The organism is Rheinheimera baltica (genome assembly GCF_030731985.1).
Lineage (GTDB): Bacteria > Pseudomonadota > Gammaproteobacteria > Enterobacterales > Alteromonadaceae > Alishewanella > Alishewanella baltica.
Window position 1 is genome coordinate 224,400 of the sequence record NZ_JAPJDY010000007.1, and the last position, 26,429, is coordinate 250,828.

Here is a 26,429-nt window from a genome sequence, read left to right on the forward strand (position 1 = left end):
TAAACTTGTAAAGTACGTATTCTTGCATTAGCAGTTTCTCATTTAACATGGTAGCGTCGTTTGCCTAAACCAAACCAACCTCAACCTATATCACTTAAAGCGCGGCCAATAAAAGTAACCTTATTGATTTTACTGGTTATGCTTGGCATCACGTCAATGCCTTCGTTGTTGAACGTGGTGTTACCAGAGATACCCTATAGCATTTACTTACCTCTGCATACCATATTGGAAGTGATTGCAGTTGTGCTTGCGGGGATGACGTTTGCCGTTATTCGAGAACAAGCGCTGGTAAAAATGACACTTCGTAGTGCAGTAGTCGCATGCGCGTTTTTCGCTATTTTTTGGCTCGATTTAGCACACTTACTGTCTTATAAAGGCATGCCACCATATTTTAATGAAAATACAGCGGAAAAAGCCATTAACTTTTGGCTTGTTGCGCGGCTGTTAGGTGCTACAACACTGTGTTTTGTTGTTTTACCGCTGGCAGATAAACGTACAGGCTTAAAGCAGTATTATGCCATGCTAACAGCAGCGATAACGCTGGTTTTAGCTTGCCATTACTGGTTTATCTTACACCCCGGAGCGATACCACGCACTTATATTGAAGGTATGGGGCTAACTCAGTTTAAGATTGTCACTGAATACAGTGTCATTTTTATTAGTGCAGTTACGATTTACCTAATTATTTTATATCGTCATTTTCAAAGAGCATTTCACGCTCCGGCACTGCTCGCTGCTGTGGTTACAACGATACTTAGCGAGCTATGTTTTACGTTATATAACCAACTAATTGATATTTATAATATTATTGGCCAACTATTAAAGCTTGTTTCTTACTTATTTTTATATCGAGCTCTCGTTTATGAAACATTAGCGGCCCCTTACTTACAACTCGTTCGTTCTAAAGCAGAATTAGCCGCAACCCTATCAGCAACACCCGATATTCTGCTCGATGTTGACCAAAATGGTGTATTGCATAGAGTACATTCCCGCCCAGACAGTAATATGAGTATCGCATCAACGCACTTTATCGGCAGTAACACCAAGGACGTATTACCACAAAATATTGCTGAAACCATGTTAAAAGCAATGAATCAAGCCGCGCAAAGAAAAGGCTGTTCAGACGCTTATCAATGTGCGTTAAACGACGCGAATGCCGCAGCGCCAATTTGGTTTCAGATAATTGCTGCCATTAAACCCAATACAGCTTCTTTACAGCGCTTTATTTTGTCTGTTCGCGATATTACTGCGCAAAAAAATTTACATGCCTCGGAGCAATTAAACGCTTTGGCGTTTCATACTCGTGAAGCCATTATGATTACCGATGCTGAGCAACGTATTATTCGGGTTAACCCCGCTTTTACTGACATTACCGGTTACAGTGAAGCTGAAATTGTAGGACAAAACCCTTCCAGGCTGAGTTCTGGCTTACACGACAAATTGTTTTACCAGCGACTGTGGGGAGCGCTTAAAGAGTACGATGTGTGGAGTGGTGAAATTTACAATAGACGGAAAAATGGCGAGGTTTTTCCAGAGCATGTCATTATTAATGCCCTGAAAGATAATGAAGGGCAAGTTACACATTATATCGCCAGTTTTAATGACATTAGTAAGGCCAAGGCAGATCAACAACGTATTCACCGTTTAGCGTTTTACGATCCACTCACGCATTTACCGAATCGCCGTTTATTATTGGACAAAATTGTTGATACACAATCTGAAAGTCAGCGTAATGGCCAGTTTGCAGCGTTATTTTTTATCGATCTGGATCATTTTAAACGCCTAAACGACAGCTTGGGTCACTCGTTTGGTGATGAACTATTACGTCAACTTGCCGACAGACTTCAACTGACAATTAGAACTTCGGATATCCTGGCCCGCCCCGGCGGTGATGAGTTTATTTTACTCGCTAAACTACAAACAACCGACCAAACAGCCGCGGCTTTGGACGCACAAATTCTTGGCAACAAGGTACTTGAGCAAATTAGACAGCCTTATATGCTGAAAAATCACCAATACAATATTACTGCCAGTATTGGTATTGCGTTATTTAATGACAGTAGTAACGGAGTAGACGAGTTAATGTCGTCAGCAGATCTTGCTATGTATCATTCAAAAGAAAGTGGTCGCAATCAACTTTTTTTCTTTGAACCTCAAATGCAACAAAAGCTAAAACAGCGCCAAAAAATGGAGCAGGGGTTAAAACAAGGTTTGGCTAATGAACAATTCCATGTTTATTATCAGCCCAAAGTAAATACGTTAGGCCATGTTGTTGGTTATGAAGCCCTTATAAGGTGGCAGCACCCTGAGTTCGGTTTAATTAGCCCAGATAGTTTTATTCCGCTGGCAGAAAGTACCGGCCTTATTATCGATATAGGTAGTTGGGTATTGGAACAAGCTTGCGAGCAAATTGCTAAGTTTAGTGCTCAGGGAGAGTCGCTTTCAATTGCCGTTAATGTTAGCCAGCGTCAATTAACCCGCACAGACTTTGCGGAATTGGTCAGTACGATTGTCGTTAATAGTGGCATTGTTCCCTCGCTGCTGGAGTTAGAAATTACAGAAAGTATGCTCAATGATGATCTGGAAAATACGCGACAAAAATTAACGGCCCTTAGCCAACTAGGTATCACTTTTTCTCTAGACGACTTTGGAACTGGTTATTCATCGCTCTATTATTTACAAAAGCTTCCAATGAATGTACTTAAAATTGACCAATCCTTTGTGCGGGAATTTTTAACACAAGAAACCGATTACGCTATTGTTAAAACCATTGTAGCAATGGCAAAAGCACTGTCCCTTAAAGTAGTGGCTGAGGGCGTAGAAGAACAGGAACAGTATGAGGCGCTTGTTGCTTTAGAATGTGATTTTTTTCAAGGTTATTTATTTGGAAAACCATCTCCGTTGTCATAAAGTGAGTTTTAAGTGCTCCACGTGAAACACAACCGACCAGTAAAGCACAGTCACTGTGAAGCAGTCACACCGATTAAGTTGTGATATGCTCGAGCGCGTTCACGGGAACCTATACAACATAACGAGAAACGACCATGTCCTTGATCCTTAAACTTATTGCCGGCATTGTGCTGGGTATGCTGTGTGGTTTATATGCGCCACATTGGGTTACACAGCTGTTAATTACCTTTAAAGGCCTGTTTGGCGAACTGCTGTTTTTTACAGTGCCACTGCTTATCTTATTCTTTATCACTAGCGGTATTGCGGCTTTACCCCGTAATTCTGGCAAGTTGCTTAGTCGTACTCTGGGTTTAGCCTATTTATCGACAGTAACTGCCGGTACGCTGGCGTTTTTGGTTGCCAGTGTTGTAGTGCCTATGCTCACTCAAGCGAATAGTGCCGCCGCACCCGCCAACGTTGCGCATTTAGCTCCCTTTATTGAAATGGATATTCCACCAGCCATCAGTGTAATGACGGCACTGGTATTAGCCTTTATCTTTGGTTTGGGTATAGCGGCGACACAAGCGCAGCAATTAAAACAGTTATCTGATCAAGGCCGCGATGTTATCCAGTTAATGCTGGAAAAAGTGATTATTCCACTATTACCTCTGTATATCGCCGGTGAATTTGCCCAAATGGCAGCAGCGGGCACCGTGTTTGGCACACTTAAAACTTTTGGTATCGTTTTGGTGCTGGCCGTTGCTATGCATTGGTGCTGGATCATCACGCTGTACACTATTGCCGGTATCAAGGCCGGAAAATCGCCTTTTGCACTGATTAAAAACATGATGCCAGCCTATTTTACTGCGCTGGGTACCATGTCAAGCGCAGCGACCATTCCGGTCTCGTTACAAGCGACCAAAGCCAATGGCGTAAAACCGGATGTGGCTAACTTTACCGTACCGCTGTGTGCAACTATTCACTTATCTGGGTCAACCATCACTATTGTTACCTGTGCTATGGCTGTGGTCACTATGGTTAATGGCCTGGAAATGCCGTCATTATTAACGGTGTTACCATTTATTTTTATGCTGGGTGTAGTAATGCTGGCTGCACCGGGTGTACCGGGTGGTGCCGTGATGTCAGCAGTAGGTTTACTTGGTTCTATGTTAGGCTTTGGCGAAGCGGCTATCGCACTGATGATTGCGCTGTACATGGCACAAGACAGCTTCGGTACTGCCTGTAATGTAACCGGCGACGGTGCTATAGCGGTGCTCGTAGACAAAGCTGAATGAGTTTCACACTGATAGTGTAGGTTGGAATCCCGATTTGGGCGTCACAGAGTGTCTGAGCCCTGCCGTAGGCAATAGGGCGACAAATTCGTCAGGAACAAATTTGAACAGCTTCGCTGGCCTGAAAGGGCTTGGGCAGGAAGCCCAAGCTAGTTGCTGTGACAAGCCAAAGCGGGAATTGCAACCGGAGCTTACGCCGTCTGGACTATAATAAAACAGCCCGCAAATGCGGGCTGTTTTTTAACTCACTTTTTAATTTTTACCGGCCGTTGCCAATCGGCAATATGCCGCGGTTTCGCACGGGCCACCACCAGCTCGCCATCGGCGGCATCACGGGTCAATACTGAACCGGCACCGACAGTAGCATTAACGCCAACCGTTACCGGAGCGACCAAAGAGCTATTAGAGCCAATAAAGGCGCCATCTTTAATGGTGGTGACAAACTTATTCGCCCCATCGTAGTTACAGGTAATAGTACCGGCACCTACATTCACTTTGCTGCCGATAACCGCATCGCCCAGATAGGTAAGATGGTTCGCTTTTGAACCCTTACCCAGGGTGGTTTTTTTCATCTCGACAAAGTTACCAACATGGCTGTCGTCCAGCATTACGCTGTCCGGCCGCAGACGAGCATAAGGCCCAACAGAACAATCCGCGCCAACGCTGGCTTTTTCAATCATGCTGTTGGGTTTAATTTCGCTGTTATCGCCAATTACGCAGTTTTTTAAAATACAGTTGGCACCTATGGTAACGCCTTTGCCCAGCACAACCTTACCTTCAAATATCACGTTGATATCGATCATTACATCGTTACCCACCTCAACCGTGCCGCGTACATCGATACGCGCCGGGTCGCGTAAATTAGCGCCAGCCAGCATCAGTTCTTCAGCTTTGCGCTGCTGATACGCCCGCTCTAACGCCGCTAATTGTATGCGGTTATTAGCACCTTCCACTTCCATTGGATTTTGCGGCTGGGCGGTGGTAATTTCTACACCTTCACTGTGCGCCATGGCAATAACGTCAGTTAAGTAGTACTCGCCCTGAGCATTGCTGTTAGACAAGCGGCTAAGCCATGTCTTTAGCTGTTTACCGGGCAATGCCATAATACCGCTGTTCACTTCGTTAATAAGCAGCTGTTCAGGGTTAGCGTCTTTTTGCTCAACAATGCCGGTAACTTTGCCGTTTTCACGCACAATACGGCCATAGCCAGTCGGGTTTGCCAGATTAACGGTTAAAATGGCCAAGCCGTTATCTGGTTTTACCGCTAATAATTGCTGTAAGGTGTCCAAACGAGTAAGCGGTACATCACCATATAACACCAGTACGGTATCGTCATCAGCAATATTTGGTTCTGCCTGTGCTACGGCATGGCCGGTGCCCAACTGCTCTGCCTGTAATACCCAATGCAAGGGTTGCTCACCCATAGCCGCTTGCAATGCCTCTGCACCATAGCCATACACCAGTTGTGGCTTGTCTGAACCTAGCGCTCTGGCAGTATCAATGACATGCTGCACCATCGGCCGCTCAGCCACTTTGTGCAATACCTTTGGTAAGTCTGATTTCATCCGCGTGCCTTTACCGGCAGCCAGAATAACTACATTTAATGCCATAAAAAAATCCTTGTAATAATGCGTCTTATCGCTAGTGCCGATATTCTAATAGATATCGCAGCAGATTACAGGATCAGGGTGAAGTTTTGCTTAACGGTGGGGACAGCCAACAAAAAAGCCACCCTAAGGTGGCTTTTTAAACTTCGGAACCCGAACTTATTTTTTACGCATTTTCTGAATAATGCGCAGCTGTGCAATGGCTTCGGCCAGTTGCGCGGCAGCTTCAGCATAGTTGAAGTCTGCGCCAGCGTGCTGCATCGCTTCTTCGGCACGTTTTTGTGCGTCTAAAGCCGCTTGCTCGTCTAAGTCTTCGCCGCGTACCGCGACATCGGCCAGTACAGTGATGGTATCGGGTTGTACTTCAAGTACACCACCGGCTACGTATATCACGTGTTCTTCGCCAAATTGTTTCACGATACGGACCATGCCAGGTTTCAGGGTGGTCAGTAACGGGGCGTGGAAAGGTAAAATACCTAACTCGCCCTCACTGCCTGTGACCTGCACGGATTCGACAAGGCCGGAGAAGATTTTTTCTTCGGCACTTACTACATCCAGTTGCACTGTCATCGCCATCTCGCTCTCCTAAAGCCTGAACTTACAGTTTCTTCGCTTTTTCGATCGCTTCGTCGATAGAACCAACCATGTAGAACGCTTGTTCTGGCATATGGTCGAACTCACCTTCCAAGATGCCTTTAAAGCCACGGATAGTTTCTTTCAGCGGTACGTACTTACCAGGTGAACCGGTAAATACTTCAGCTACGAAGAAAGGCTGTGACAGGAAGCGCTGAATTTTACGCGCACGGTATACGGTTGTACGGTCTTCATCAGACAGTTCGTCCATACCCAAAATTGCGATAATGTCTTTCAGCTCTTTGTAACGCTGCAGTACAGATTGCACGCCACGCGCTACTTCATAGTGCTCTTTACCGATTACCAGCGGATCTAACTGACGAGACGTTGAATCCAGTGGATCGATCGCCGGGTAAATACCCAATGATGCGATGTTACGGCTCAGTACTACGGTCGCGTCTAAGTGCGAGAACGTGGTTGCTGGTGACGGGTCAGTTAAGTCATCCGCAGGTACGTATACGGCCTGGATAGACGTAATAGAACCTGTTTTAGTAGAAGTGATACGCTCTTGTAGCGCACCCATCTCTTCCGCCAGCGTTGGCTGGTAACCTACCGCTGATGGCATACGGCCTAAAAGTGCAGACACTTCAGTACCAGCCAGCGTGTAACGGTAGATGTTATCAACGAAAAACAGTACGTCACGACCTTCGTCACGGAATTTTTCTGCCATGGTTAAGCCGGTTAACGCTACGCGTAAACGGTTACCTGGTGGCTCGTTCATCTGACCGTAAACTAACGATACTTTATCCAGTACGTTAGAGTCTTTCATCTCGTGGTAGAAATCGTTACCTTCACGAGTACGCTCACCAACACCGGCGAATACTGAATAACCGCTGTGCTCGATCGCGATGTTACGGATCAGTTCCATCATGTTTACGGTTTTACCTACACCGGCACCACCGAACAGACCTACTTTACCGCCTTTAGCGAACGGGCATACCAGGTCGATAACTTTAATACCAGTTTCTAACAACGCGTTAGATGCCGCTTGATCTTCGTAGCTTGGCGCGGCACGGTGAATAGGCATACGCTCTTCTTCACCGATAGGGCCTGCTTCGTCGATTGGCTCGCCTAATACGTTCATAATACGGCCCAGCGTGGCTTTACCCACCGGAACGTGAATTGCTTTACCGGTGTTAGACACGGCAGCGCCGCGACGTAAACCGTCTGTTGTACCTAACGCGATAGTACGCACTGTACCGCCACCCAGCTGCTGCTGCACTTCCAGCACTAAACCAGCCAGATCACCGTCAGTCACGTTTAACGCGTCATAGATACCAGGTACCGCATCTTGTGGAAAATCGATATCCACAACGGCGCCAATGATTTGGACGACCTTACCTTGACTCATGATGTTTCCTCAAATTTCTCAAAACTGTTTACCTTAGCCTACAGCTGCCGCACCTGCGACGATTTCGCTAAGCTCCTGGGTAATCGCGGCCTGACGTGCTTTGTTATAAACAAGCTTCAGGTCGTCCATCAGGTTACCGGCGTTGTCGGTTGCAGCCTTCATAGCTACCATCCGCGCCGCGTGCTCGCTGGCAGAATTTTCTACCACGCCCTGATAAACTTGCGATTCGACGAAACGGTCTAACAACATATCGATGATAGGTTGTGGGTCCGGCTCGTACAGGTAATCCCAGTTATGTGCTTTTTGCTCAATTTCTGCTTTTGGCAAAGGTAAGAGTTGATCGATCACTGGCTCTTGTTTCATGGTGTTTACAAACTTGTTGTACACCAGAAACAAGCGGTCAATCCGGCCTTCGTTAAATGCGTTAAGCATCACTTTTACCGAACCAAGCACATCAGCCAAACGTGGTACGTCACCTGAACCCGCCTGTTGCGCAACTACCTTACCACCGAAACGCTTAAAGAACGTTGTAGCCTTATTACCGATAACGGCAAACTGGGCATCAACGCCTTTGTCTTTCCAGCTTTTCAGCGAAAGGGCAACTTTCTTAAACTCGTTGGTATTCAGGCCACCGCAAAGTCCACGATCAGTAGAAATGATAATATAACCAACCCGTTTAACCTCACGATCCGCTAAATACGGATGGCGGTATTCCAGGCTGCCATTAGCAACGTTACCGATCACTTTGCGCATACCTTCAGCGTATGGGCGTGTTGCAGCTACACGGTCTTGCGCTTTGCGCATTTTGCTGACCGCAACTTTTTCCATAGCACTGGTGATCTTGCGAGTATTGTTAATACTCCCGATCTTACTTTTTATCTCTTTACCACCGGCCATGACTGTATCTCCGTTTCATTCAACGAATGGGGTGGCATCGCCACCCGCATTGATTACCAGGTCTGCGTTGCCTTGAATTTATCAATAGCAGCTTTGAACGTAGACTCGATTTGGTCGTTGTAGTTACCGGTTTTATCGATATCAGCCATCAGCTCAGCGTGTTCAGCTCGCATGAAAGCAATCAGACCGGCTTCAAAATCCAGGATTTTGGCTACGTCGACATCTTTCATAAAGCCTTTTTCGATAGCGAAAATAGACACGCCCATATCGGCTACAGACATTGGGCTGTACTGTAACTGTTTCATCAGTTCAGTAACCTTTTGGCCGTGCTCTAACTGTGCGCGGGTCGCTTCGTCAAGGTCAGACGCAAACTGGGCAAATGCCGCAAGTTCTGAGTACTGAGCTAATGCCAGACGAATACCACCACCTAATTTCTTGATGATCTTAGTTTGTGCCGCACCACCAACCCGTGATACCGAAATACCGGCGTTCACCGCAGGACGGATACCAGCGTTGAATAAGTCAGTTTCTAAGAAGATCTGACCATCAGTAATCGAAATTACGTTAGTTGGTACGAATGCAGAAACGTCACCCGCTTGAGTTTCAATAATTGGCAATGCGGTTAAAGAACCGGTTTTGCCTTTTACTTCACCATTGGTGTACTTTTCTACATAGTCTGCGTTAACGCGTGATGCGCGTTCCAGCAAACGTGAGTGAAGATAGAATACGTCACCTGGATAAGCTTCACGGCCTGGTGGACGACGCAACAGTAACGAGATTTGACGGTAAGCTACAGCTTGCTTTGACAAATCATCGTATACGATCAGCGCATCTTCACCGCGGTCACGGAAGTATTCACCCATGGTACAACCAGAGTATGGAGCCAGGAACTGCAATGCAGCGGCTTCTGACGCTGACGCTACCACAACGATAGTGTGAGCTAAGGCACCGTGCTCTTCTAACTTACGTACTACGTTGGCAATAGTAGACGCTTTTTGGCCTACCGCAACGTAGACACATTTAACGCCAGTGCCTTTTTGGTTGATGATCGCATCGATAGCCAGTGCCGTTTTACCGGTCTGACGGTCACCGATCAGCAATTCACGCTGACCACGGCCGATAGGGATCATCGCATCTACTGACTTATAGCCAGTCTGCATTGGCTGATCTACCGATTGACGCTCGATAACGCCTGGTGCAATTTTCTCTACTGGTTCAAAACCGGCAGCATCAATTGGACCTTTACCGTCGATAGGTGCACCTAAGGTGTTAACTACACGGCCTAATAACGCAGGACCAACCGGCACTTCTAAAATACGGCCGGTGCTTTTTACTTTAGTGCCTTCGGTTAAGTCCGCGTACGGGCCCATAACTACAGCACCAACTGAGTTGCGCTCTAAGTTAAGCGCGATAGCATAGCGGTTGCCAGGAAGCTCAATCATCTCGCCCTGCATACAATCTGCAAGACCGTTGATACGGATAATACCGTCAGTTACCTGAACGATAGTACCTTCGTTACGAGCTTCACTGACCACTTCGAACTGAGCAATACGACTCTTGATCAGTTCTGATATTTCAGTGGAATTCAGTTGCATTCTCTGTTCCCCAATTATGACTGCAGCGCAGTTGCTAAACGATCCAACTTACCGCGGATCGAGCCATCAATAACCATGTCACCTGCTTTGATCAGCATACCGCCAACCACTGCAGGATCTTCGCTACAGTTTAATTTAACTTTGCGTGCCAAACGTTGCGATAATGCCGTGGCTAGCTTGTCTTGTTGTGCTTTAGAAAGCTTGGTAGCAGAAACCACAGACACGTCGATTTCTTTTTCATACTCAGCTTTAAGTGCAACAAACGCAGCTAACACCTCGGGCAACGCCAACAAGCGATGATTTTCTGCCATCACTTTTATAAAGTTCTGGCCGTGCTCATTGAGTTGCTCACCACATACCTGAATAAACAGACCGGCCTGCTTGTCAGCAGCGCCGTTGGCGCCTAAATAAGCACCAACCTGGTCGTTCTTTGCTACTTCAGCAGCAAAGGCCAACATCTGCAGCCAAGCGTCTAGTGCATTTTGCTCAACCGCAAAATCAAAAGACGCTTTGGCGTAAGGACGAGCAATATTAGTCAAATCAGACATAGCTCATCCTCTTACAGTTCTTGAACCAGTTTTTCCAGAATGTCGCTGTGAGCAGCTTCATCAATAGAACGTTGCAGAATTTTCTCTGCGCCGGCTACTGCTAATGCAGCAACTTGCTTGCGCAGCTCTTCGCGTAAACGGTTACGTTCCGCTTCTAATTCTGCCCGGCCAATAGCCAAAATATTTTCACGTTCCGCATTGGCTTTGTGCACCGCTTCATCCAGCATTTTGGCTTCGCGTTTTTTCGCTTGGTCAATAATGTCGGCTGCCTGTGCTTTAGCGTCTTTTAACTGATCTTTGGCTTTGTCCTGGGCTAATGCCAGGTCTTTTTCCGCACGATCAGAAGCTGCTAAACCATCAGCAATTTTTTTCTGGCGCGCTTCAATCGCATTGATCAGCGGTGGCCATACAAATTTCATACAGAACAGTACGAACACCGCAAATGCGATTAATTCGCCTAACAGAGTGGCGTTTAAAGTCACGACCGCTCCTCCTTAGTTAACAGTTGTTCGGATTAACACAAATCTTCTATTACAGTGCGAACAACATGTACATGGCGATACCAACACCAATCATCGCAACAGCATCGATAAGACCAGCTAAGATGAACATTTTAACTTGCAGTGACGGCGCCAGTTCTGGCTGACGAGCACATGCTTCTAAGAACTTACCACCCATGTTACCGAAGCCCAGTGCAGTACCGATAGCACCGAAACCGATTAACAAAGCAACTGCGATTAATTTAATAGCTACTGCAATTTCCATTTTTATCTCCAGAGTTTTTAAAGTTAAAGTTAAAGTAAAAATTAATGGTTATCTGAACTGGCCATACTTAAGTAAACAATGGTCAGCATCATAAATACGAACGCCTGAAGTACGATAACCAAAATGTGGAATACCGCCCAGACAAAGTGCAGTGGTAGCTGCGCTAAACCAATGGCACCAATAAGAATAAAGATCATTTCGCCAGCATACAGGTTACCGAATAGACGCAGTGCCAGTGAAAACGGCTTAGCGACTAATGCAATAGTTTCCAACAATAGGTTCGCCGGAATTAACACTATTTGTAGCGGTACGTTTTTGCTGCTGAAAGGGTGAAGAGTAAGCTCTTTAATAAAACCCATTACACCTTTGATGCGAATTGAATACCCGATCATCAAAATAAACACACCAATAGCTAGCGCTGCGGTTAAGTTGACATCTGTAGTTGGTACAATTTTCATGTACACATCATGTGAGTCCATACCGAAAGCTTGCTCACCAACAAAACCAGCAAACGCAGGCAGGAAGTCTACCGGGATTAAATCCATCAAGTTCATCAGGAACACCCAGACAAAGATGGTCAGTGCCAGTGGTGCGATTAACTTACTTGAACCGTGATACGTGTCTTTAACGTTAGTAGCAACAACCTCGACTACCATTTCAATAAAACACTGAAATTTCCCCGGCACGCCGGTTGTAGCTTTTTTTGCTGCACTGCGGAATACCCACAAAAACAACAAACCAAGGCCAATAGACCACGCTAACGTATCGATATGCCATGTCCAGAACCCGGCCTCACTACACGCTTTATTAAATGCAACGCTACCATCAACGGTGCACATTTTTGCGTTAGTAAGGTGGTGCTGAATATGACTAGAGAGGGTTAACTCTTCACCTGCAGCCATGTTTCATCCCATTGTTAATGTTTAAAAAAAACTGGTGCTGACCATTGTGTTAGCAGTGTCAGCAAAAAACCGGTTAAAAAAACTCCAGGTACCAGTTCCTGCTGCGTAAAAACAACTGCTAAAAGCACAGCGGTTAAAATTAACTTTAATGACTGCCCCCGCATAAAGGCAGCCAAAACAGCATTTGCGTCATCTAGTGCGCTAAAACGAAACGCGAAAAACACAAACACACAATTCGGTATTACAGCAGCTAGGCCGCCTTTAAAGGCTGACTTTGCTGCGGCTGCATCGGCAGCTAAAAAAAAAGCCAGTGTTATAACGCCGGCTACTGCAAGTTGGCATAACACCAACTTGTAGGCTGATTTGCGTGCCAAAGCCGCACTTTTATCAGTCACTGTAAGTCCCCCTGAAATAACCCGTGAAGGGGGTATAAAAACTTGCGAAAGTATACTTATTTGCCTTCAATTTGCAACAAAAAGCGGCGTGAGCACTATCACAGTACAGATATCTGGTACATTTTGGTGCATTAATCTTCAGTTATATTCAACTTGTTAATAATGCCGTCTAATTCAGCAAGACTACTATAATTAATTTCCAGCTTGCCTTTTCCTTTGTTGTTGTAACTTATTTGTACTGGCGCAGCAAAACGCTCACTTAAACGCTGCTCTAATGCCAATACGTCTGGATCTCGTGGTTTTTCCGCTGCGGCGGGTTTTGGTTCTAAAATACGTCTGACTAAGTTTTCAGTTTCACGTACGGTGAGCTGTTTTGCTGCGACTAAACGAGCCGCATCTGATTGTTCATTATCTTGTAATGCTAGCAATGCTCTAGCATGGCCCATATCGATATCACCATGCTCTAATAACAGCTTAACATCATCATTTAGTTGATTAAGGCGTAATAAATTAGTGACAGAAGCTCGTGATTTCCCTACAGCATCAGCAACTTGCTGGTGAGTAAGACCAAATTCTGTTAATAGCTGATCCAAGGCAACAGCTTCTTCCATTGCATTTAAATCTTCACGCTGAATATTTTCAATCAGTGCGATAGCGACAGCAGCTTCATCCGGAACATCTTTAATAATACAGGGCACTTCAGCCAGTTGTGCCAGCTGGCTGGCACGCCAACGTCGTTCACCGGCGATAATCTCAAACTTATCTTTCGCTATTGGTCTTACCACAATAGGTTGAATGATGCCTTGAGCCCGAATTGAACTGGCTAAATCTTCCAGCGCTTCTTGCGACATGTCTTTACGGGGCTGATATTTACCCGGCGTTAAAAATTCAACCGGCAATTTCTGTAATTCGCTTGTAGTTGGGCTGACGGTATCATTATTACTGGTTCTATTGGATGTAAGTAAGGCATCCAACCCCCGGCCCAGGCCTCGTTTCTTTACAGACATGTTAAATACATTCCCTAAATTACTCTAATCAGACACTGGTTGTGCTGTTAACGGTTTTTTTATCAGCCCGGCGCAGCATTTCTCCCGCTAATGCCAGATACGCTTTGGCTCCGGTTGAATTTTTATCGTAATACATCACTGGTGCACCAAAGCTGGGCGCTTCTGCTAAGCGGACATTGCGCGGAATTACTGCGCGGTATACTTTGTCACCAAAATGTTGTTTCAATTGTTCAGAAACATCATTAGCCAAGCGGTTACGTGGATCGTACATAGTTCTTAGTATACCTTCGATCTTAAGCTCTGGATTCACAGCCGCAGCTAACTGATTAATAGTTTCTACCAGTGCTGTTAAACCTTCTAAAGCAAAATACTCGCATTGCATGGGTACTAACACGGTGTCTGCCGCAGCCATGGCGTTAACAGTTAGCATATTTAACGACGGTGGGCAGTCAATAAAGATAAAATCATAACTGTTACGATAGTCTTTTAATGCGTTGCGCAGGCGTAACTCACGGGCAAAAACATTCATTAACCTCACTTCTGCAGCGGTTAAATCAGCATTGGCGCCAACTAAGTGATAACCACCGCTGGTATCTTTAACCAAAACGTCGACCAAAGGTTTTTCGTCAACCAGTAGTTCGTATGCAGTAGCCGGAATATCATATTTATCGACACCGCTGCCCATGGTGGCATTACCCTGAGGATCCAAATCGATCAACAGTACCTTGCGCTTAGTCGCAGCCAAAGAAGCAGCCAGATTTATGGCTGTAGTGGTTTTACCTACACCACCTTTCTGATTAGCTATTGCGATTACTTTCGCCACAAGATGTCCTCGATATCAATTAGCAGGGAAGCAGTATTACCAAATGCCGCTGTGCTTGCAACTGCGGTACAGCAAGTGGTTGAACGGAGGCTACTTTAACAAAATCAGGCAAAGCTGCAATTTCTTCTTGTACTGCAGCAGCCTTCATGGCGAAAAAGCGCCCATTTACTTGCGGTAAATGCTTACACCAGCTCAACATATCATTCATAGAAGCAAAAGCGCGACTAATTACGCCATCGTAACCCTGCTCTGGATGGTGATCTTCAACCCGGCTTTGTAATGGGTGAATATTGCTTAATTTTAACTGCAATTTTACCTGATTTAAAAACCGGATTCGTTTACCTAAGCTGTCCAGTAAGGTGAAGTCTTTGTCTGGATAGTAAATTGCCAACAATACTCCTGGCAATCCGGGCCCGGTGCCAACATCAATAAACCTTTCGCCTATTAAGTGAGGTGCTACAACAAGGCTATCCATGACATGTTTTATTAACATTTCTTGCGGATCACGCACCGATGTCAGATTGTAGGCGCTATTCCATTTGTCGAGTAACTGAACATAATCAATACATTGCTGTAATTGTTGCTCTGACAGTGACAAGCTGGTTTGCGCCACCAGCGAGCGTAATTGATCTAACATGCCTTTCCTTAAGCCGATTTACGCAATAAACCCTGTTTTTTCAGATAGACCAGTAACAACGAAATAGCAGCTGGTGTGACTCCCGAAATACGAGACGCTTGTCCTACAGTTTGAGGTTGTGTTTGATTTAATTTAGAAATGACCTCATTTGACAGCCCTCTAACAGATTCATAATCAAACTGTTTTGGTAACAGTGTCTGTTCATTGCGTTGTTGCTTAGCAATTTCGTCTTGTTGGCGATGGATATAACCTTCATATTTAATTTGAATTTCAACTTGTTCAGCTGCTGCAGGATCTGTTAAACCCGGGCCCAGATCATTAATTTGCATAAGGCCGGCGTAAGTCACTTCAGGTCTGCGTACAAGTTCTTCTAAACTAGCTTCTTTGCTTAATGGCGTTTTGATTAGTGCATTTACTGCAGTTAGCGCTGCATGTTGCGGGTGGATCCAGCTTTGTTTTAAACGTTGACGTTCTAATGCTATTTGTTCCATTTTTTCGTTAAATGCTGCCCAGCGTTCATCGTTAATCAAGCCAAAGTCTCTGCCTTTTTCTGTTAAACGTGAGTCAGCATTGTCTTCCCGAAGCATCAAACGATATTCAGCTCTGCTGGTAAACATACGATAAGGTTCTTTAGTTCCCATTGTGGTTAAATCGTCAACCAATACTCCAAGATAAGCCTGATCGCGACTTGGCGACCATCCGTCTTTATTTTGGCTAAATAGCGCTGCGTTTAACCCGGCTAACAGGCCTTGTGCACCTGCTTCTTCGTAGCCGGTAGTACCATTGATTTGACCAGCAAAAAATAAGCCACTGATAAATTTAGTTTCAAGTGTGGTTTTTAGATCTCGTGGATCAAAGAAATCGTATTCAATTGCATAACCAGGACGCGTTATATGAGCGTTTTCCATGCCTTTAATCGATCGTACAATACTTAGCTGCACATCAAAGGGTAGGCTGGTTGAAATACCATTTGGATAAACTTCATGGGTGGTTAACCCTTCTGGTTCTATAAAAATCTGGTGTTTGTCTTTATCAGCAAAACGGGTAATTTTGTCTTCTATTGATGGGCAATAACGTGGCCCAATACCTTCAATGACGCCGGTGTACATTGGTGAACGATCGAGGTTATTTCGGATTACGTCGTGTGTCTGTTCATTGGTATAAGTGATATAACACGGGATCTGTCTTGGTTGATCACTGTGTTTACCCATAAAAGAAAACACTGGTGTTGGGTTGTCACCAGGTTGTACTTGCATCAGCGAAAAATCAATAGTTCTTGCATCAATACGGGGTGGTGTACCTGTTTTTAGTCGATCTACCCTAAATGGTAATTCACGTAATCGTTTTGCTAGAGCGATTGATGGTGGATCACCTGCTCTGCCACCTGAACTACTTTGCAAGCCTATGTGGATTTGGCCACCTAAAAATGTCCCTACCGTTAAAACCACAGATTTAGCTTTAAACTTTAAGCCCATCTGAGTAATAACACCGGTCACTTGATCATTTTCGACGATGAGATCATCACAAGATTGTTGGAAAATACTCAGATTCGGCTGATTTTCCAGTATTTGCCGGATTGCTGCACGGTATAACTGACGATCAGCTTGAGCTCGAGTTGCGCGTACTGCTGGGCCTTTTGAACTATTTAATGTTCTAAATTGAATGCCGCCTTTGTCAGCGGCTAGTGCCATAGCACCACCTAAGGCATCAATTTCTTTTACTAAATGGCCTTTGCCTATACCACCAATTGCTGGGTTGCATGACATCTGACCTAGTGTTTCAACATTGTGTGTCAGCAATAATGTTTTTTGTCCCATACGCGCAGCTGCTAAAGCGGCTTCTGTGCCAGCATGGCCACCACCTACAACAATGACGTCGAAAGTTTCTTGGTACAACATAATTGCCTCTGTTTCCTGTTGAACTGATCTATCGTTAAAGGGCACATATTGTATCTTGATCTACTGTCTAGGGGAATGGCACAACGGCAGAAGGATCTTCTAAATTAAATAAGATCTTTTTAGAGATCTTTTTATTACTGTTACTATTAAGCAGCAGGTTTTCCGTGCATAAGCAGATCTTTAATTGAAGGATCAGATGCTTATGAACGATCGGATCCTGTGATCAAGCTAGGATCTACTACCTTTAAACCGGTGATCAAAATAGCTAGTTATCCACAGACCGAAATAATATTTTTTTTATAAATAGGATAAATACAGCTTAATCACCACTAATTAGATAACTTATACACATATAGGATATAAAAATACATAAGCTGTATATAACTTGGGTGTAAGCAGATCCTTGCTTAAATTAGCTTTTATCATGCTTTTATCATACTGATATCAAGACACTGATACTTAAGGTATTTATTGTATTGCCAAGTTGGTTTTATTGCTGAGGCCAGCCTGGGAGAGAGTTACGTAATCCTGATCTTCCTGAGATATACTTGTTTTTGCGGGTGCTAGTCACCCGCTTTTTTATGGCAAGACTTTTATTAATTGAGGCAACCATATCAAAGCAGTATCTTCGGGTAGCCTAGGATGCTGAGCATCTATTTCTAACGCGTCCAGCAAGCATTTAGCGCCTTTATTTTGTAGTAATTTGGCTAATTTTCGACCTGCTTCGCAAAAAGTATCATATCCAGAGTCACCTAAAGTGATCATGGCATAAGAAAGTGTGTTAAGATCACGCCGATCTTGTGCTAATTGATCCGCAAAGGGTTGAATATTATCAGGCAGATCTCCTGCGCCATAGGTGGATGTGATTACTAACCAGACATGGGTTTGGTTGAGGTGATCCAGTTCGGGTTTCAGATGTAGATTAACGTCATAGCCCGCTTGTACCAGTGTTTCAGCAACTTGTTCTGCCACATATTCCGCTGCGCCCATTTGGCTGCCAACGAGGATGTCTATCATGATATGCCTCTTGTCATAAGAATGTTTGGCTATACTACTGGAATAAAATCTGTCAAAGCTATGTTTTTGGCATGATTTACGTGTTTTTACTGCTTTGCAGGCTAAGTAAAAACAACAATAGCACTACCACTACGCCTGCGTGTTATTGAGGTTTAAACAACGTATGTCTGACACTGTGTCATTTTCCCAGCTAATGCTGCCTGAAGCTATTGTTCGTGCTGTTACTGAACTTGGCTATGAATCGCCGTCGCCTATTCAAGCGGCTGCTATCCCTAAACTATTAGCTGGCGAAGATGTATTAGGCCAAGCGCAAACGGGTACCGGTAAAACGGGCGCTTTTGCTTTGCCTTTATTAGCGCGTCTGGATCCTGCGCAAAACGATCCACAAATTTTGGTGTTGGCACCAACACGTGAACTGGCAATACAAGTTGCAGAAGCTTTTCAAGCTTATGCGCGTTATATGCCAGCCTTTCATGTACTGCCGTTATACGGTGGCCAGAGCTACACGAATCAGTTGAAATCATTAAAACGCGGTTCACAAGTTATTGTGGGTACTCCAGGCCGTATTCTTGATCACTTAGATCGTGGTACGTTAAAGCTGGATAAACTGCGTGCTATCGTGCTGGATGAAGCCGACGAAATGCTACGCATGGGCTTTATTGATGATGTGCAGACCATTATGGATGCTACACCACCGGGTCGTCAGGTAGCGATGTTCTCTGCAACAATGCCTGCACCTATCCGCGCTATTGCTCAGAAGCATTTAAAGAATGCTGAAGAAATTAAAATTGCATCGAAAACCAGTACTGTTGAGCGTATTACTCAGCGGTATGTGATGTTAGATGGTAACCAGAAGCTGGATGCGTTAACGCGCTTACTTGAAGGCGAAGAGTACGATGCCACTATCGTGTTTGTGCGTACGAAAAGCGCTACTGAAGAAATTGCTGAAAAACTCGGTGCCCGCGGTTATGCTGTTGCCTGTTTAAACGGCGACATGAACCAGGCACACCGCGAACTGACTATCCGCAAAATGAAAGCGAATCAGCTCGACGTTATTGTTGCAACTGACGTTGCTGCCCGTGGTTTGGATGTAGAGCGTATCAGTCTGGTAGTAAACTACGACATTCCATATGACAGCGAAGCTTATGTACACCGTATCGGCCGTACTGGCCGTGCTGGCCGTGAAGGTAAAGCGATTTTATTCGTGTCGCCGCGTGAACGCCGCTTACTGCGTACAATTGAACATGCGACTAAGCAACCGATTGAGCAGATGTCACTGCCAACTGGCCGTGTAATTGAACAACGTCGTATCGAATCGTTCCGCGAGCAGTTAGCGCAAACGATAGAAACTCAGGATCTGAGCTTTTTCCAAACGTTAATTAATGACTGGCGCGAGAAGATTGAAACCACGGAAAACGATCTGGCCGCGGCGTTGTTGTATTTAGCGCAGAAAGATCAGCCGTTAAATGTGGCAAGTCAGTTCCCGGAAATTCGTGAACCGCATGCACGTGGTGAACGTGAAGAGCGTCCGCGTCGTGAACGTAGCGATCGTCCAGACCGCGGCGGTGACCGTCCTGATCGTGGGCCACGTGTTAAGCGTGAAATGAAAGGTGATTACCAGACTTACCGCATTGAAGTAGGTAAAGAGCATGGTGTTCGTGCTGGTGATATCGTTGGTGCTATTGCTAACGAAGCCAACATTGATAGCCAGTTTATTGGTAATATTAAGTTGTTTGATCATTTCAGTACCGTAGAGTTGCCAGCGACGATACCAAGTGAGATTTTCCAGCACTTGAAGAAAGTTTACGTGCGTAAGCAAAAACTGAATATCACTGTAGACAGTGGAGCGGCGCCAGCCGGTGACCGTCGCCCGTCTAATGGTCCAGGCCCGCGCCCGGGTGCTGCACCACGCGCACCACGTAAGCCACGTGACTAAGTTTTAGTGTAATAATAAAACCCTGCAAAGCAGGGTTTTTTATTGGCGACAGAATAACCACTGCACGTGATGAACCGTGCTTGTCTGACAAGCTGAAGTTTCTTATTGTATAAGGCTTGCTTAACGAGCTTAAAACAATAAGAGAATAGCTGATTATGCCCATCGTTTTATCCCGAAGTTTGTTGCCCACATTATCTCTGTTTAGCCTGCTGGCTACACTGTTATGTAGTTCTGTAGTAGATGCCAGTGCCATTCGCCAAACGAAAGGTGATTTTGAAGATAAGTTTCGCCAGTTAGACGAAGTATTGCCCACACCTAACGTTTACCGCAATGCAGCCGGTGAACCTGGCCAGCAATACTGGCAGCAACAAGTTAACTACAAAATGGATGTAGAGCTTGATGAAACAAAACGCCGGCTTAGCGCTAAACAGCGGATAAGCTACAAAAATAACTCGCCTTATAGCCTGAAGTATCTTTGGCTGCATCTTGATCAGAACATTTTTAAATCTGACTCGATGGCTGAGTTAAGTACTGACTTTGGCGGCATTGGCCGACGGGGACCTGCAACGTCGATTAGCGATGGTGATATCACTGCACGCTTAAGCCTGGAAGAGCTGCGCCGGCAGCAATTTATGGCTGACAACGAGCTGGGTTTCCAGATCAGTAATTTAAAAAACAGTAGCGGTAAACCCTTGCCGGTTACTTCGGTGGGTACCTTAATGCGTATCGATCTGGATAAACCGCTAAAACCGGGCCAGACCACCGATTTCAGCCTGGATTTTGCTTTTAATATCGTTGAAGAAGATGCTGTTTCGGCCCGTTCAGGCTATGAGCATTTCCCCAAAGATGCCCGCGAAGGCGGTAATGATATTTTTTTATTAGCGCAGTGGTTTCCGCGTTTGGTCGCTTATACCGATTATGAAGCCTGGACCAATAAAGAGTTTCTCGGCCGTGGCGAATTTACCCTGGAGTTTGGTGATTACGATGTAAAACTCACCGTACCAGCCGACCATATAGTTTCCTCTACGGGCGAACTACAAAACAGTAGCAGGGTACTTACTAAACAACAATTAACCCGATTAGATCAAGCTAAAACGGCTAAGCGTCCCGTATTTATTGTCACTGAAGCCGAAGCATTGGAAAATGAAAAAGCAGCTACTGACGACACCAAAACCTGGCATTTTAAGGCCAATAATGTACGTGATTTTGCCTGGGCTTCGTCACGTAAATTTATCTGGGACGCTAAAGGTTATCAGCAGGGCGGTGATGACCAACCCTTTGTAATGGCTATGTCATTTTACCCAAAAGAGGGTGGTGAGTTATGGCAGAAATACTCTACTGAAGCCATAGTGCACACTATGGAGGTGTATTCGCGTTTCTCGTTTGATTACCCTTATCCGGTTGCGCAATCGGTAAATGGTCCTGTAGGTGGCATGGAATACCCCATGATCACCTTTAACGGTCCGCGCACTAAGTTACAGGATGATGGTAGCCGTACATACTCACAAGCTGAAAAACGCTTTTTAATCGGCGTGGTTATTCACGAAGTTGGACATATTTATTTCCCGATGGTCGTTAATTCTGACGAACGGCAGTGGACCTGGATGGACGAAGGCTTAAACAGCTTTTTAGATGGTGTGGCCGGCCGCGAGTGGGACCCGACTATTCCCTGGGGTGTTGAGCCGCGTGATATTGTCGATTACATGAAGTCGGATGTACAAGTACCTATTATGACACAATCTGACAGTGTATTACGGTTAGGTCCTAATGCTTATACCAAGCCTGCTGCGGCATTGAATATTCTGCGTGAGGTTATTCTGGGCCGGGAGTTGTTTGATTTTGCCTTTAAAGAATACGCAACGCGTTGGAAGTTTAAGCGCCCAACGCCGTCTGATTTCTTCCGTACCATGGAAGAAGCCAGCGGTGTTGATCTGGATTGGTTCTGGCGTGGCTGGTTTTACAGCACTGATCATGTCGATATCTCATTGGACAAAGTATTCCAGTTGCAGCTAGACACCAAAAATCCGGATATTGATTTCCAACGTCAGCGCCAGCAGGAGCTAGATAAACCGATGCCGCTTTTTGTTGAGCGTAACAAAGCGGAAGGCAAAGTGTTGTGGATTGACAAGAACTCCGATGTGAGCGATTTCTACGACGAAAATGATCGTTTTACCGTGACTAATAAAGAACGCAATGCTTACAACAAGTTTTTGCATGACTTAGAGCCATGGGAGCGCATCGCATTTGAACGCGCTGTAGCCGAAGACAAAAACTACTATGTGCTTCAGTTTAGTAATATAGGCGGCTTGGTTATGCCAATTTTATTACAGCTAAACTTCACCGATGGCAGCAGCGAACAGCAAACTATTCCGGCTGAAATTTGGCGTCGCAGCCCTAAAGCAGTCAATAAGCTGATTGTTACTGCCAAAGATAAAGTGCTAAAAGATGTGGTCGTCGATCCGAAATGGGAAACAGCTGATGTGGATATCGAAAACAACTTCTATCCGCGCCGCATAATTCCATCTCGTATTGAAGCGTATAAAGCGGACAAGAGCAAAGCTAAAGTAAGTCGCGATATTATGCAGGATATTAAAACTAAGGTGAAAGATCCTGCCAAAAAGCCGGCGTCTGAGATAGAACCTGGTTCAGAGGGCAACAACTAATGCGCCTTTTAGTTGGCTTGCTATTACTGGCTGGCTGCTGTGGTCAACTTGCCGCACATGAAATGAAAACAGCACTTACCAAGGTGTTGTTTAATTCACGTAGTGGCAACATTGAAGTCATGCACCGGTTTTATGTGCATGACGCCGAGCACGGCGTAAAGCAGTTGTTTGATAAAAGCGCAGACTTACTTAACAATGAGCAAACGCAACAGCTATTTAGTCATTATGTAAGTGAGCACTTTGCTTTGACGACCCTTTCGGGTGAGGCGATTAGTTTAACTTTAATTGGTGGTCAGCTTGATGGCCGGTTTTTTTGGGTTTATCAAGAGGTGCCCGTTCCATCAGAATTAAGTGGCTTGCGGGTTAAGCACAGTTCTTTGCAAGCGCTTTGGCCTTCGCAGGTAAATACCGTCAATATTGAGGGCCGCGGCGAGGTTAAAAGTATTAGTTTTGATAATAAAACAGGCTGGCAGCAGCTGAGTTTTTAGCGTTGCCTTTAATTTTGGTTTGCTCGTCGCTATATAACAAAGAGTACGCTTACTTTGGAGTTTGCCATGATTATTGCCTGCCCAGCTTGTAATGGCCTCAACCGTTTGCCACAAGATAAACCCGCACTGGATGCTCATTGTGGCAAATGTAAACAGTCACTGTTTCGTGGTGAGCCATTGGAGCTAACCAGCATCAATTTTTCTGCCCATGCTAATAAAGCCGGATTGCCGTTAGTGGTCGACTTTTGGGCTAGCTGGTGTGGCCCGTGTCAGAGTTTTGCCCCGGTATTTAGCCAGGCGGCGCGAGAACTGGAACCGCAGTTTCGCTTTGGTAAAATTAACACCGAGCAACAGCAGTCGTTGGCGGCGCAGTTTAGTATTCGCTCTATTCCTACATTAATGTTGTTTAAACAAGGTAAGGTTGTGGCACAACAAGCAGGTGCGTTGCCAAAGCAAGTCTTTTATCAATGGCTATCTAATTATAAGTAAGTATTCACTTACATGTTGGAGACATTATGACTAATAACATTTTTACCCTAAGTAGCCCGGATATTAAAGAAGGCCATTTTATGGCCAAAGATCATGAATTTGATGGCTTTGGTTGTAGTGGCAGCAATGTGTCACCAGCACTAAATTGGGTTAACGCCCCTGTGGGTACCAAAAGTTTTGCCATTACGGTATTTGACCCTGATGCACCCACTTGTTCGGGTTTCTGGCACTGGCTGGTAACCGATATTCCGCCAGCGGCTACAGGCTTAGCTCGCGGCGCCGGTAAAGGCAGTTTGCCACCAGGCTGTCGCAGCTTTAACAATGATTACGGTAGCAAAGACTTTGGTGGTGCCTGCCCGCCAGAAGGTCATGGTATGCATCGTTATCAGTTTACAGTTTGGGCCTTACCTGATGAAACCTTACCCGCTGACGATGGCGCCAGTGCCGCTGTGGTGGGCTTTATGCTTAATGCCATGGCGTTGGGTAAAGCAACCCTCACGGCCACCTACGCCCGATAACCACCAATACAGCAATATGATACTAAGGCCGTATACCACGGCCTTTTTTCTTACGCTAAGCTGGCACTTTATCCTGCCGGAGTTATGACTCTGAACGCGACGACTACCAACCCAATACCGCAGCGTTTTTTTGTATTACTGGCGGGTTTTTTTAGTCAGCTTCTTTGCCTGGGCGTGGCACGTTTTGCTTATACACCGCTGTTACCCCTGATGCAGCAACAAACAGGACTAGATGATGCCGGTGGAGGATACCTGGCAGCGGTGAATTATCTGGGATATATGGCTGGGGCACTGCTCGCCAGTAACCTTAGTAGTGTGACATTAAAAGATACCCTATATCGGCTTGGTCTGGTTTTAGCTGTGCTGAGCACTATTGGTATGGCGTTAACCGAGAACGTCTACCTGTGGTCATTCTGGCGCTTTGTCGCTGGGTTAAGCAGCGCTGGCTCAATGTTATTGGCGTCGGCATTAATACTGCACTGGTTACTTAACCATAAGCAGCGTGCTGAACTGGGTATCCACTTTGCCGGGCTTGGTTTTGGTATTGCGTTAGCTGCGCTACTAGTAGAGTTTATGTTGCAGGCTCAGTTTGATTGGCGCACACAATGGCAATACTTAGCCGTATTTGGAGTGTTACTTGCTATACCAGCCTGGCGCTGGCTGCCAAAACCCGTTATGTCTGCTAGCAGTATGCAGACTACCATTGCTGATGCACCTCCAGGAAAACGCTTTATTCGCCTTATGTTGGCTAGCTATTTTTGTGCCGGTTATGGTTATGTTATTAGTGCTACTTTTATTGTGACGATAGTTGAACGAATGCCGGGTTTAGCGGGCAGTGGTAACCTGAATTTTATTGTATTAGGCCTTGCGGCGACACCGGCGGTGTTGTTGTGGGATTTAATCGCCCGCAAAATGGGTTATTTAAAAGCGGTTATGTTGGCATTGTTGGCACAAAGCGTGGCTATTTTATTGCCATTGTGGTGTAGCTCGTTAACCGCGGTGTTGTTAAGCGCAGCGCTGTTTGGTGCAACCTTTGTTGGTGTTGTAAGTTTAGTATTGACCATGGCAGGGCGTTTGTATCCCGGCAAACCTGCCAGGTTAATGGGTAAAATGACACTGGCCTATGGCAGTGCACAAGTTCTGGCGCCAGCGCTCACCGGCTACCTTGCCAGCCGCACGGGGTACTACGATATTGGGCTTTATCTGGCTTCGGCTTTTGTCGCGCTGGGTGCGGTACTAATAGCGGTGCTTATTGTCACTGACCAAACGGCGCAGCAGTTAGATGCGCTGTCGGCGGCTGCGGTTAAGTAATGGCATGTGGCGGTTGTGCGGCTATATCAGTTGGTACCGCGATAGGAATGCGAATAATATAGCAGGTGCCCTGGCCAGGTGTACTCGACATGGCAATAGACCCTGCCAGTAGCTGTGTAATGTTTAGGTAGACGATATGCAAACCCAGTCCGCTAAAACCCCTATTGCGTCCAGTGGTAAAGAACGGGTTAAATACTTCGCTCTGCAATTCGTTGGGTATACCTGCACCGTTGTCTTCGTAGACTAGCTCTAACCAGTCTGTGGGTTGCTCCATTAAGTTTAGTTTTACTTCTATATTGCCAACATCATCATCGGTAAAACCGTGTTTTAGTGAATTTAATATAAGGTTTGTCAGAACCTGAGCAATGGCACCAGGGTAACTATCCATCATAATGTCTGGTGGGCAGCTGACGTTAATAGTGATTTGACGGTCTTTGAAGCTTGGTCGTAAACTCAGAATCACTTCATTGAGGTATTTTGCCATATCAAACTGCCGCTTTAGCGCGCCGGTTTGATCAACTGCAACCAATTTAAAACTCTGAATTAATTCAGCGGCGCGGCTACAGCAATGACTTATAAGGCCTGAACTGTCTACGGCAATTTGCAGGTAGGCAGATAGTTGTTTCGCGCTAAGCGTTTCATGCGCAAATTTGTCAGCGGTGGCAGCTGATTCATTCTGCAGATGAGAGGCAGCCGTTAAAATAGTTCCTACCGGTGTATTAATCTCATGCGCAACACCAGCAACCAGCTTGCCAAGTGCCGCCATCT

At 45.5% G+C, this 26,429-nt stretch carries 24 protein-coding genes; 8 read left to right on the top strand and 16 right to left on the bottom strand.

The window, feature by feature from the left end; all coding sequences use genetic code 11:
- Positions 1–60 precede the first annotated feature (60 nt).
- Together ORJ00_RS13295 and ORJ00_RS13300 are read left to right on the top strand one after the other, a co-directional pair.
- Complete coding sequence (locus tag ORJ00_RS13295) at positions 61–2,910, top strand: bifunctional diguanylate cyclase/phosphodiesterase (RefSeq protein ID WP_306140092.1); 2,850 nt, start codon at positions 61–63, stop codon at positions 2,908–2,910.
- Between the two features lie 134 nt (positions 2,911–3,044).
- Positions 3,045–4,184: a dicarboxylate/amino acid:cation symporter gene (locus ORJ00_RS13300; RefSeq protein ID WP_027670539.1), complete on the top strand. Its 1,140-nt coding sequence runs from the start codon at positions 3,045–3,047 to the stop codon at positions 4,182–4,184.
- 242 nt (positions 4,185–4,426) lie between these two features.
- Here ORJ00_RS13300 and glmU read toward each other — a convergent pair whose 3' ends face one another.
- The 15 genes from glmU to mioC all read right to left on the bottom strand — a co-directional run bounded on the left by glmU (position 4,427) and on the right by mioC (position 18,256).
- Complete coding sequence (gene glmU, locus ORJ00_RS13305) at positions 4,427–5,791, bottom strand: bifunctional UDP-N-acetylglucosamine diphosphorylase/glucosamine-1-phosphate N-acetyltransferase GlmU (RefSeq protein WP_306140093.1); 1,365 nt, start codon at positions 5,789–5,791, stop codon at positions 4,427–4,429.
- A gap of 156 nt (positions 5,792–5,947) precedes the next feature.
- Positions 5,948–6,364 carry a F0F1 ATP synthase subunit epsilon gene (locus ORJ00_RS13310; RefSeq protein ID WP_027670541.1) on the bottom strand — a complete coding sequence of 139 codons (417 nt, stop codon included), beginning with the start codon at positions 6,362–6,364 and terminating at the stop codon, positions 5,948–5,950.
- 22 nt (positions 6,365–6,386) lie between these two features.
- Positions 6,387–7,772, bottom strand: coding sequence for a F0F1 ATP synthase subunit beta (gene atpD, locus ORJ00_RS13315; RefSeq protein ID WP_027670542.1), 1,386 nt, complete (start codon positions 7,770–7,772; stop codon positions 6,387–6,389).
- A gap of 33 nt (positions 7,773–7,805) precedes the next feature.
- Entirely contained in the window at positions 7,806–8,669 is an 864-nt protein-coding gene (gene atpG, locus ORJ00_RS13320; protein ID WP_027670543.1) for a F0F1 ATP synthase subunit gamma, read from the bottom strand.
- 53 nt (positions 8,670–8,722) lie between these two features.
- On the bottom strand, positions 8,723–10,264 hold the full coding sequence (gene atpA / locus ORJ00_RS13325) for a F0F1 ATP synthase subunit alpha (RefSeq protein ID WP_027670544.1): 1,542 nt from the start codon (positions 10,262–10,264) through the stop codon (positions 8,723–8,725).
- A 14-nt stretch (positions 10,265–10,278) separates the two neighbouring features.
- A complete protein-coding gene (atpH, locus tag ORJ00_RS13330) occupies positions 10,279–10,812 on the bottom strand; it encodes a F0F1 ATP synthase subunit delta (protein WP_027670545.1) in 534 nt (177 codons plus the stop codon).
- 11 nt (positions 10,813–10,823) lie between these two features.
- Positions 10,824–11,294: a F0F1 ATP synthase subunit B gene (gene atpF / locus ORJ00_RS13335; protein WP_027670546.1), complete on the bottom strand. Its 471-nt coding sequence runs from the start codon at positions 11,292–11,294 to the stop codon at positions 10,824–10,826.
- A 49-nt stretch (positions 11,295–11,343) separates the two neighbouring features.
- Entirely contained in the window at positions 11,344–11,577 is a 234-nt protein-coding gene (gene atpE / locus ORJ00_RS13340) for a F0F1 ATP synthase subunit C (RefSeq protein ID WP_010376881.1), read from the bottom strand.
- Positions 11,578–11,618: 41 nt separating this feature from the next.
- On the bottom strand, positions 11,619–12,479 hold the full coding sequence (gene atpB, locus ORJ00_RS13345; protein WP_305977791.1) for a F0F1 ATP synthase subunit A: 861 nt from the start codon (positions 12,477–12,479) through the stop codon (positions 11,619–11,621).
- Positions 12,480–12,493: 14 nt separating this feature from the next.
- Positions 12,494–12,874, bottom strand: coding sequence for an ATP synthase subunit I (locus ORJ00_RS13350; protein WP_306127044.1), 381 nt, complete (start codon positions 12,872–12,874; stop codon positions 12,494–12,496).
- A gap of 131 nt (positions 12,875–13,005) precedes the next feature.
- A complete protein-coding gene (locus ORJ00_RS13355; RefSeq protein WP_305977756.1) occupies positions 13,006–13,881 on the bottom strand; it encodes a ParB/RepB/Spo0J family partition protein in 876 nt (291 codons plus the stop codon).
- A gap of 28 nt (positions 13,882–13,909) precedes the next feature.
- Positions 13,910–14,704, bottom strand: a complete 795-nt coding sequence (locus tag ORJ00_RS13360; protein ID WP_027670550.1) for a ParA family protein — start codon at positions 14,702–14,704, stop codon at positions 13,910–13,912.
- A 19-nt stretch (positions 14,705–14,723) separates the two neighbouring features.
- On the bottom strand, positions 14,724–15,341 hold the full coding sequence (gene rsmG, locus ORJ00_RS13365; RefSeq protein ID WP_306127043.1) for a 16S rRNA (guanine(527)-N(7))-methyltransferase RsmG: 618 nt from the start codon (positions 15,339–15,341) through the stop codon (positions 14,724–14,726).
- An 8-nt stretch (positions 15,342–15,349) separates the two neighbouring features.
- Positions 15,350–17,239, bottom strand: coding sequence for a tRNA uridine-5-carboxymethylaminomethyl(34) synthesis enzyme MnmG (gene mnmG / locus ORJ00_RS13370; protein WP_306140094.1), 1,890 nt, complete (start codon positions 17,237–17,239; stop codon positions 15,350–15,352).
- Between the two features lie 579 nt (positions 17,240–17,818).
- Entirely contained in the window at positions 17,819–18,256 is a 438-nt protein-coding gene (mioC, locus tag ORJ00_RS13375; protein WP_027670553.1) for an FMN-binding protein MioC, read from the bottom strand.
- Positions 18,257–18,419: 163 nt separating this feature from the next.
- On the opposite strand from mioC, the gene ORJ00_RS13380 reads away from it, so the two are divergent.
- The 6 genes from ORJ00_RS13380 (at position 18,420) to ORJ00_RS13405 (ending at position 25,661) form a co-directional block, all read left to right on the top strand.
- Entirely contained in the window at positions 18,420–20,192 is a 1,773-nt protein-coding gene (locus ORJ00_RS13380) for a DEAD/DEAH box helicase (RefSeq protein ID WP_305975002.1), read from the top strand.
- A 155-nt stretch (positions 20,193–20,347) separates the two neighbouring features.
- Positions 20,348–22,855 (top strand): M1 family metallopeptidase, encoded by a 2,508-nt coding sequence (locus ORJ00_RS13385; RefSeq protein WP_306140095.1) that lies wholly within the window; start codon positions 20,348–20,350, stop codon positions 22,853–22,855.
- Positions 22,855–23,343: a DUF6702 family protein gene (locus ORJ00_RS13390; protein ID WP_027670556.1), complete on the top strand. Its 489-nt coding sequence runs from the start codon at positions 22,855–22,857 to the stop codon at positions 23,341–23,343. Before ORJ00_RS13385 ends, ORJ00_RS13390 begins: the two co-directional genes overlap by 1 nt.
- Before the next feature lie 66 nt (positions 23,344–23,409).
- Positions 23,410–23,832 (top strand): thioredoxin TrxC, encoded by a 423-nt coding sequence (gene trxC, locus ORJ00_RS13395; protein ID WP_370304647.1) that lies wholly within the window; start codon positions 23,410–23,412, stop codon positions 23,830–23,832.
- Positions 23,833–23,858: 26 nt separating this feature from the next.
- Positions 23,859–24,350 carry a YbhB/YbcL family Raf kinase inhibitor-like protein gene (locus tag ORJ00_RS13400; protein ID WP_306140097.1) on the top strand — a complete coding sequence of 164 codons (492 nt, stop codon included), beginning with the start codon at positions 23,859–23,861 and terminating at the stop codon, positions 24,348–24,350.
- Between the two features lie 84 nt (positions 24,351–24,434).
- Positions 24,435–25,661: a YbfB/YjiJ family MFS transporter gene (locus ORJ00_RS13405; protein ID WP_306140098.1), complete on the top strand. Its 1,227-nt coding sequence runs from the start codon at positions 24,435–24,437 to the stop codon at positions 25,659–25,661.
- Here the strand turns inward: ORJ00_RS13405 and ORJ00_RS13410 are convergent.
- Positions 25,654–26,427 carry a sensor histidine kinase gene (locus ORJ00_RS13410; protein WP_306140099.1) on the bottom strand — a complete coding sequence of 258 codons (774 nt, stop codon included), beginning with the start codon at positions 26,425–26,427 and terminating at the stop codon, positions 25,654–25,656. The genes ORJ00_RS13405 and ORJ00_RS13410 overlap by 8 nt on opposite strands.
- Positions 26,428–26,429: the final 2 nt, after the last annotated feature.